Consider the following 8,767-nt stretch of genomic DNA (forward strand, 5'->3'; position numbering starts at 1 on the left):
CGGCTGCCTCCTTGCGGCCCACCTGGGCGAGCGCTCGTGTGCAGATCCCGAAACCTGGCGGTAATGTAACGGGGATCACATTGCAAGGTCAACCGAACGGCTCGGATCACATGGACGTGGGTTCAGACATCAGTCGCGCGATCCAAGCCGCCACCGTCGGCGAGCTGGCCTGGCTCGATCGGGACGGCCTGCCACACGCTCGACCGGTCACGCCGCTGCTGCTCGGCAACCGGCCCGCCCTCGCCTTCCCGTACGCCGAGGCCGGCCTTGCCCGCGGGTTGGCCGCTGCGCCCGTCGCGGCGCTGGTCGTCTCCGACGACCGACTGACCGGGCGTGGCTGGCGACCGGTCGCGGTGACCGGCCGACCTCGCCTGACCGAGGATCGCGACGGCGCGCTGTTCTCGGCGCAGCTGCTCGACCAGGAACTGCGCAAGTACCCGCCGGCACGCGCGTTGATCGACTCGCCGTTGCTATGCCGGGAGCACTGGTGGTACCTGCCCCGGCTGATCGTGGTGTTGGACGTCGACGTGACGACCCCGGTCGGCGCCCGGGTCGGCGGGGCCGGCGAGGTGCTGGCGGTCGCCGGCGACGCGCGGCACCTGTACGTGGACACGGTGACCCGGTTCAACGACGAGGAGCCTGTGCAGATCCGGGCGGACAGCCTCGCGGGACGGCTGCCGGTGAACGGTCCGGCGGTACTGCTGGGTCACGACTTCTCCGCCCCCGACCTCGAACGCTGGACCCCGTGGACGACTCGGGGCCGGATGACCGACGGCACCCTGTTCGCGACGGAGACACCTGCCCGCACCACCCTCGCGCCGCCGCTCGGCCTGTGGCATCGACTGACCCGCCAGCGACGGCTCGCCCGGGCGTGCCAGGCGGCCCTCAACGGCGGGGTGCCGGGCCGATAGGCGATCGCTTCCGGAAAAGATTCACACAGGTGGATGCGGTCAGTACTATCTCGGTCGGGAGCCGTCGTAGTGACCGCAGGCAGCACCGTCGCACCGCCTGCGCATTTGAGATCGTCACGACGTTCGACGCGCATTCCTCCCGGGGTTGGGCATCCCGGCGAGTGACAGCGTCGGCGGATCAACTGGAGCTTTGATGAAACTCGCACGAACAGCCCGTCGTCTGGGACTCGGCGCCGCCTCCGTCCTCGTCGCCGCGTTCACCATGGTCGTGGTGAACCAGCCCGGCCCGGCCTCGGCGCACGGGTCGGTCACCAACCCTCCGTCCCGCAACTACGGATGCTGGGAGCGCTGGGGCGGCGACCACCTCAACCCCGCGATGGCACAGCAGGACCCGATGTGCTGGCAGGCCTTCCAGGCCAACCCGAACACCATGTGGAACTGGAACGGTCTGTTCCGTGAGAACGTCGGCGGCAACCACCAGGCCGTGATCCCCGACGGGCAGCTGTGCAGCGGCGGTCGTACCCAGGGCGGGCTGTACGCCTCGCTCGACACGGTCGGCGCCTGGACCGCCAAGCCGATGCCCAACAACTTCACCCTGACGCTGACCGACGGTGCCCGGCACGGTGCCGACTACATGCTCATCTACATCACCAGGCAGGGCTTCGACCCGACCACTCAGCCCCTCACCTGGAACAGCCTGGAACTGGTGCTCCGGACCGGCAGGTACCCGACCACCACCGGGATCTACGAGGCCCAGGTGAACGCCGGCAACCGCACCGGGCGGCACGTCGTCTACACGATCTGGCAGGCGTCCCACCTCGACCAGCCGTACTACATCTGCAGTGACGTGACCTTCGGCGGCGGCAGCAACCCGCCGCCGACCACCCCGCCGCCCACCAACCCGCCGCCGACCACCCCGCCGCCCACCAACCCGCCGCCCACCACGCCGCCGCCGGCCGGCAACGGCGCCTGCACGGCCACCTACCGCACGACCAACGAGTGGCCCGGTGGCTTCGGCGGCGAGGTCACCGTGCGGGCGGGCAACACCGCCATCTCCGGGTGGACGGTCAGCTGGACCTGGCCCAACGGCCAGAGCATCACCAACTCATGGAACGCGTCGATCACCTCCAGCGGGTCCTCCGTGACCGCCTCGAACGTCGGCCACAACGGCTCCTTGAGTGCCAACGGCAGCACCACGTTCGGATTCAACGGTTCCTGGAACGGGACCAACGGCACACCCACCCTTTCCTGCACCGCCCGCTGACGACGACCGGGCAGGGGGTGGCGCAGACCAGCGCCACCCCCTGCTCGCTGCTCTGGCGGAGTCCCGTCAGCGCACCGCTTCTCCCCGATCCGTCCTCGCCGCGGACGTTACCCACGTACCGTCGAGGCAGGCCGGCCGTCACACGGGGCCCGATGGTCGGGCGAGGGCCGGAGAACCGGTCGACCTGCCGTCACGGGGAGGGTGAGGTCCTGTGTCAGGTCAGGTGGCAATCACCGCCTCCGGTGTGCGGCCGTACGCAGTGGCGGGGTCGCCGTTGCTCTGCGACGCCCGGGAACACGGCCTGACCGGTGACGGCACCACCAACGACCAGCCGGCGCTGGCCGCGCTGGTGGATCGGCTCGGCGACGCGTTCGCCGCGGACGGACGGGCACGGGTGATCTACTGCCCGCCGGGGGTGTACGCCATCCGCGACGCCGGCACCGTCTGGCGCAGCGGGGTGTCGCTGATGGGCGCGGGGCCGGGCGCTACCCGGTTTGCCCTGAGCAATGACGGCAACCGGTCCCAGGCGGTGCCGCTGGCCTTCTACACCGCTCAACAGCACGGTGCGGGGCCCGACAGATACCTGGCGTACTGCATGTTCACCGACTTCGAGATCGACGGTTCGGGCGTGGCGTCGGCGCAGTACAACCCGCTGTCCAAGGGGCTCGGGTTGCAGTACGTGAGCGGTGGCCTGTTTCGGAACCTCTTCATCCACCACACCGCCGCCACCGGTTTCGGTTGCGATTTTCTCCAGGACACCCTGATCGAGGCGGTCCGGGTACTGGCCTGTGGCCGGATGGACAACGGCATGGAGATGGGCGGGGCAGGCATCGGTGTCGGTATCGGCGGGTGGGGGCCGATGGAGCGGCTGACCATCACCAACTGCGTCGCGGTCGGTAACGCGACCAACGGCATCTTTCTGGAGATGCAGTACCCCGACCGACCTCAGCCGCGGGGCATCCGGATCATCAGCTGCCACGCGGAGAGCAACCGGTTCGGCATCTCCGACTGGGGTGCCGACGGGCTCATCGTCACCGGTTGCACGATGACCGGAAACCTGGAGGCCGGCTTCCAGGTGTCGGCGAAGGGCACCACCGGGGTCCCCGGCAAGGGCGGCCTGCTCACCGACTGCGTCATCGACGGCAACCTCCGCGACGGCGTGAACATCGGCAACACCGCCGGCCCCTACACGGTGCGGGGCAACCGGATCACCGGCAACGGCCGACACGGCTATCACCACCAGGACCTCGGCAAAGGCAGCCAGGCCGCGGCCGAGGAGATCGTCATCGAGAGCAACGACATCTGGGGCAACAGCCGAGACGGTATCCGGTTCGACCGGCCCCTCCGCGACGCCGTCATCATCAACAACCGGATCCGCAACAACGGCCGCCAGTGCGCCCCGGCCACCTCCGGGGGCGGCGAGTCCGTCCGCTACACCCGGAACACCCTCACCGACCAGGGTGCGGACTGGCCGGCCGACGGTCACCGCGGCAAGGTTCTCCGGGTCGGCCAGCGGTACGCCGTGGTGGCCGCCAACGACGCCACCACCCTCACCCTCGCCCCGATCCGCCCCGACGACGCCAGCAGTTGGAGTGCCGACACGCCGCCGCCCGGAACCCCGTACGAGTTGCCCCCCGCCCCCTCCATCCGTGCCGGCATCACCATCGACGCCACCGCCGATTCGGTCACGATCCGCGGCAATCTGATCCGCGACAGCGGCTCGGGCACCCAGACCCACGGGATCTGGGTCACCGAGCGGGGCAGTTGTGTCAACTGCCGCGTCCTCGACAACGACCTGGACGGCAACCACGACGCCATCCGGACCGACGTCCCGGCGGACGGTGGTCGCTGGAGCGGCAACCATGGCAACCAGCCGGAGCAGGCCGGTCGGATGCCATCACCCGGACACGAGGAAGAGGCATGACAGCGGAACGTGATGTGCGGCATCAGCGGTGAGGCGAGGTTCGACGGCACCACGCCGGACGCGGACGCGGTGACCCGGATGACCGAGGCGATGCGGTCCCGGGGCCCGGACGGCGAGGGCCTCTGGAGCGACGGCTGGGTGACCCTCGGGCACCGCCGGCTGACCATCATCGACCTGTCCGGCGCGGGCGGCCAACCCATGGTGCGCGAGGACCTCGGCCTCGCCCTGGTCTTCAACGGCTGCGTGTACAACTACCCGGAACTGCGCGAGGAACTGCGCGACGCCGGCCACACCTTCCGCTCCACCAGCGACACCGAGGTGATCCTGGTGGCGTACGCGCAGTGGGGTGAGGACTTCGTCGACCATCTGGTCGGCATGTTCGCCGTTGGCCTGGTCGACCGCGGCCGGCGTCGGCTCGTGCTGGCCCGGGACCGGCTCGGTATCAAGCCTCTCTACCTCGCCGAGACGCCGGGTCGCCTGCGATTCGCCTCGACGCTGCCGGCGCTGCTCAAGGCGGGCGGCGTGGACACCAGCGTCGACCCGGTCGCGCTGCACCACTACCTGTCGTGGCACTCGATCGTGCCCGCGCCCCGCACCATCCTCCGTGGTGTCCGGAAGCTGCCGCCGGCGACCGTACGGGTCGTCGAGGCCGACGGGAGCAGCCGCGATCGCGTCTACTGGCGGCCCGACTACGTCCGGAATCCCGCCCACGCCGGTTGGGACGACCGGGACTGGCGGGCCGCGATCGGCGACGCGCTGCGCACCGCCGTACGACGACGGCTCGTCGCCGACGTACCGGTCGGTGTGCTGCTCTCCGGCGGACTCGACTCGAGCCTCATCGTCGCCCTGCTCGCCGAGGCCGGTCAGCAGCACCTGCGCACCTTCAGCATCGGCTTCGACAGCCGCCACGGTGAGGCCGGCGACGAGTTTCACTATTCGGACCTGGTCGCCCGCACCTACGACACCGACCACCTCCGCATCCAGCTCTCCAACGACGACCTCGTACCCGCCGTGCGCCGCACGGTCGAGGCGATGACCGAGCCGATGGGCAGCCACGACGTGGTCGCCTTCCATCTGCTCTCCGAGCAGGTCGCGGCCCATGTCAAGGTGGCACAGTCCGGACAGGGCGCCGACGAGGTGTTCGCCGGGTACGGCTACCACCAGCCCCTTGCCGAGGTGCCCCGCGCCGACGCGTCGCGGGCCTTCACCGCCGCCTTCTTCGACCGGGACCACGCCGAGTTGATCAACATAGTCGGTGCCGCACACGCCATCGACGTCGATGCCAGCCGGGACCTGGTCACCGCGGAGTTGGTCGCCCCGGGCGCGGACACCGCCCTGGACGCGGTGCTGCGCCTGGACACCCATCTGATGCTTCCCGACGACCCGGTCAAACGGGTGGACAGCATGAGCATGGCGTGGGGGTTGGAGGTGCGTACCCCGTTCCTCGACCAGGACCTGGTCGCACTCGCGGCGGCCTGCCCGCCGGAGCACAAGGTCGCCAGCGGCGGCAAGGGCGTGCTCAAGGAGATTGCCCGGCAGGTCCTGCCCGCCGAGGTGATCGATCGGCCGAAGGGCTACTTCCCGGTGCCGGCACTGCGTAACGTCGACGGCCCGGTTCGCGACCTCGTCGTCGAGGCGTTGCGGGCACCGGCCGCTCGGGAGCGCGGACTTTTCCGGCAGGCGTACGTGGACGCGCTGCTCGCCGACCCCGAACAGGCGCAGGCCACTGCGGGCAGCAACAAGCTGTGGCAGCTGGGCCTGCTTGAACTCTGGCTCCAGACCCACCACATCCGCTGAACAGGCTGCCGGTTCAGCCGGCGGTGGTCTCCGTGGCAAGGTGGTCGAGGACCGCGCGCACGTCTCCGCCGGTGCGTGCGATGACCCGCCGCTGCCGGGCCGCGCCGGTGCCGTCCCGACGCAGCCGGGCCAACTGCTTCATGACGTACGACAGATCCCCGTGCCGGACCAGCGCGGGCGCGGTCGTGGTGAACAGGTCCTCCACGAGGTCCCATGCCGGGCGCGCACCGCCACCACGCAGGTCGATCAGCCGACCGTCCATCCCTTCGTGAGCGGCCCGCCAGTGGGCCGCCGCGAGCAGACTGCTGCGCAGGCGAGGTGCCGACACTCCGGCACGCACCTCGTCGACCATGGTGGCGACCAGGGCTCGCACCAGGGCGGCGACCAGCACGGTGTCGTCCACTCCCGGGCAGACGTCACCCACCCGGATCTCCACGGTCGGATAGCTGGCGGACGGTCGCGCGTACCAGTAGACCATCCCCGCGTCGAGCATGATCCCGGCATCGACCAGTTCCGTCACCGTCGCGTCGTAATCGGCGACGGAGGCGAAGTAGGGGGTGGGCCCGATGCTGGGCCAGCGCTCCAGTTGCATGGAGCGCCAGCTCGCATGCCCGGTGTCCGCGCCGTCATGCAGCGGCGAGTTGGCGGTGAGTGCCTGCACGACCGGCAACCAGGGCCGCAGATGGTTGCAGACCTGCACCGCCAGTTCCCGATCGGGCAGGCCCACGTGCACATGGCAGCCGCAGACGGCTGGATCGTGCGCAACCGGGCCGAATCGGCGGGACATGGCGTGGTAGCGCGGTTCGTCCGGGACTGTCCGGTGGGACTCGTGCACCGGAGTGGCTCCCACCGCGACCAGCTGCGCTCCCGCCGACCGCGCCGCTTCCGCGGCGGCCCGTCGCAGCGTCACCAGGTGTGTCCGGAGGTCGGCGAGGTCGGCACAGACGGGGGTGACCATCTCCACCATGCTGTGCCGGAACTCCTGTCGGCTCTGGTTCCGGGCGGTGCCGTGCAGGGCCGTCAGCACCCGGTCGGCGACCGGCAGGCTTTCCCCGGTCACCGGGTCCAGCAGCAGGAACTCCTCCTCCACACCGAGGGTCAGGCGCGCTGGCGCGTCCACGGCACGCACGGGTCGTGCGGCGGACGGGTGATTCATCATCGTCGGCATCCCCTCCTGCCGGCGACGGTCACCGCCGCCGCACGGCGGGATTTCCCCATCGCGGCCCTGGCAAACGGCACCGACGACAGACCGGGCGGGCTCGGTTGGTGCCGAGCCCGCCCGGTTCCGGCTGTGCCCGTGCCGGTGTGTCTGTTGGTCAGCGTTGGAGGGTGAGTAGGCCGGGGCGGTAGGGCAGGAGGCCGTAGTCGCCGCCGGAGTTGGGGGAGCGGCCTTGGTAGAGCAGTTGGAGGTTGCAGGGGTCGACGGTCATGGTCTGGTCGGCGTTGGTGCGGATCAACTCGCCGTGGCTGATGTCGTTGGTCCAGGTGGCGCCGCTGTTGGCCTTACCGGCGAAGGGGTTGCTCTCGGTGGCCGCTTGTGGGGTCCAGGTGCCGCCGAGGCTGGTGGCGGTGAAGGAGCGGAAGTAGCGGCCTTGTGAGCCGATGGCCTCGACGAGCATGAGGTATCGCTGCTGCCCCTGGAGCTTGTACACCTGCACACCCTCGAACAGGTTGTTCGTGGTGTCCGTCATGATCGTCGTGTAGTTCGATCCGAAACTGCCCGGGAAGTTCCCGATCGGCATGCTCGCCCGGTAGATGCGGCCGTTGTCTCCGGCGAAGAACAGGTACATGTTCTGGTCGTCACCGATGAGTGCCTGGTCGATCGGGCCGGTGGAGGAGTTGGAGATCGACCCGGTGAACAGGGTCTGATGCGCCGACCAGCTGTTGACGTTGGCCGGGTTGGTGGAGGTGCGGTAGGAGAACGCCGGTCCGCCCCACTGGTAGGCCAGGACCCAGATGTTGCGGGGCGCGAAGTAGAACAACGACGGCGCGACCGCGGCGAACGGCATCTGGTTCTGACTCGCCGAACCCATCTGGTTCCAGTTGGAGAACAGGCCGAAGTTCATCGACCCCCACGTGGTGCCGGTGTCGTGGGTGGTGGCGTAGACCAGGTGTTGACCGTTGTACGGCGCGTGCGTGAAGTCCTTCAACGACACCCACCCCGACCGGGGCTGCGCCAACGCGCCCGTGGAGGACCACCGGTACGACGAGGGCAGGTTGCAGGTACCACCCGGCGGCGGAGTCGTCGGCGTCGGACTGATCGTCGGCGTCGGCGACTGGGTGGGACCGCCCAGGGAAACCAGCCTGAACTGCTGGTTGGGTTGTCCGTGGCAGTCGTAGAGCTGGACCTGGGCGCCGTTCGCGGTGCTCCAGACGTCGAGGCAGCGTCCGGACTGGACTCCGCTGATGGTGCCGTTCGAGTTGACGTTCCACTGCTGGTTGGTCTGGTTGTGGCAGCTGTAGATCTGGACTGCGGCGCCGTTGCCGGAGCCTGCGGCGTCGAGGCACATGTCGCCGTACACCCGTAGTTGCCGGTCGGCGGTGTAGGTCCAGGCCTGGTTGGTCTGCTTGTTGCAGTCGTAGAGCTGGACCCGGGTGCCGTTGTTGCGGGAGGCGTTGGGTACATCGATACAGCGGCCCGACTGGCTTCCGACGATCTCGCTCGCGGAGCCGGGTGCAGGCGTGGTCGGGGTGGGCCCCGGCGTGGTCGGGGTCGGCCCGGGCGTGGTGGTCGTGGGCGTGGGCGCGGGGCCGGCGCTGTTCAGCGCGTCGAGGGTGGCGTTGTACGCGGGCTTCTTGTTGCCGTTGTTGTCGAACAGCAGCGGGGTGCCGTAGGAGCGCCACGAGTCGCTGTCGCGGATGCCCCACACG

At 69.7% G+C, this 8,767-nt stretch carries 6 protein-coding genes; 4 read left to right on the forward strand and 2 right to left on the reverse strand.

The features are described from left to right. Positions 1 to 110: 110 nt before the first annotated feature. From SM447_RS27490 to SM447_RS27505, 4 genes are all read left to right on the forward strand, one after another. On the forward strand, positions 111 to 911 hold the full coding sequence (locus SM447_RS27490; RefSeq protein ID WP_474575777.1) for a pyridoxamine 5'-phosphate oxidase family protein: 801 nt from the start codon (positions 111 to 113) through the stop codon (positions 909 to 911). A gap of 193 nt (positions 912 to 1,104) precedes the next feature. Then, complete coding sequence (locus SM447_RS27495; RefSeq protein WP_474575778.1) at positions 1,105 to 2,175, forward strand: lytic polysaccharide monooxygenase auxiliary activity family 9 protein; 1,071 nt, start codon at positions 1,105 to 1,107, stop codon at positions 2,173 to 2,175. Positions 2,176 to 2,386: 211 nt separating this feature from the next. Then, positions 2,387 to 4,099, forward strand: coding sequence for a right-handed parallel beta-helix repeat-containing protein (locus SM447_RS27500; RefSeq protein WP_474575779.1), 1,713 nt, complete (start codon positions 2,387 to 2,389; stop codon positions 4,097 to 4,099). A 12-nt stretch (positions 4,100 to 4,111) separates the two neighbouring features. Then, on the forward strand, positions 4,112 to 5,896 hold the full coding sequence (locus tag SM447_RS27505; protein ID WP_474575780.1) for an N-acetylglutaminylglutamine amidotransferase: 1,785 nt from the start codon (positions 4,112 to 4,114) through the stop codon (positions 5,894 to 5,896). A 13-nt stretch (positions 5,897 to 5,909) separates the two neighbouring features. Here the strand turns inward: SM447_RS27505 and SM447_RS27510 are convergent, their stop codons facing one another. Then, positions 5,910 to 7,052: a carboxylate-amine ligase gene (locus SM447_RS27510; protein ID WP_474575787.1), complete on the reverse strand. Its 1,143-nt coding sequence runs from the start codon at positions 7,050 to 7,052 to the stop codon at positions 5,910 to 5,912. A 160-nt stretch (positions 7,053 to 7,212) separates the two neighbouring features. After that, positions 7,213 to 8,767, reverse strand: a 1,555-nt coding sequence (locus SM447_RS27515) for a non-reducing end alpha-L-arabinofuranosidase family hydrolase (RefSeq protein ID WP_474575781.1), incomplete at its 5' end; no start/stop codon positions are given.

The sequence above is a fragment of the Micromonospora aridisoli genome (assembly GCF_056150025.1).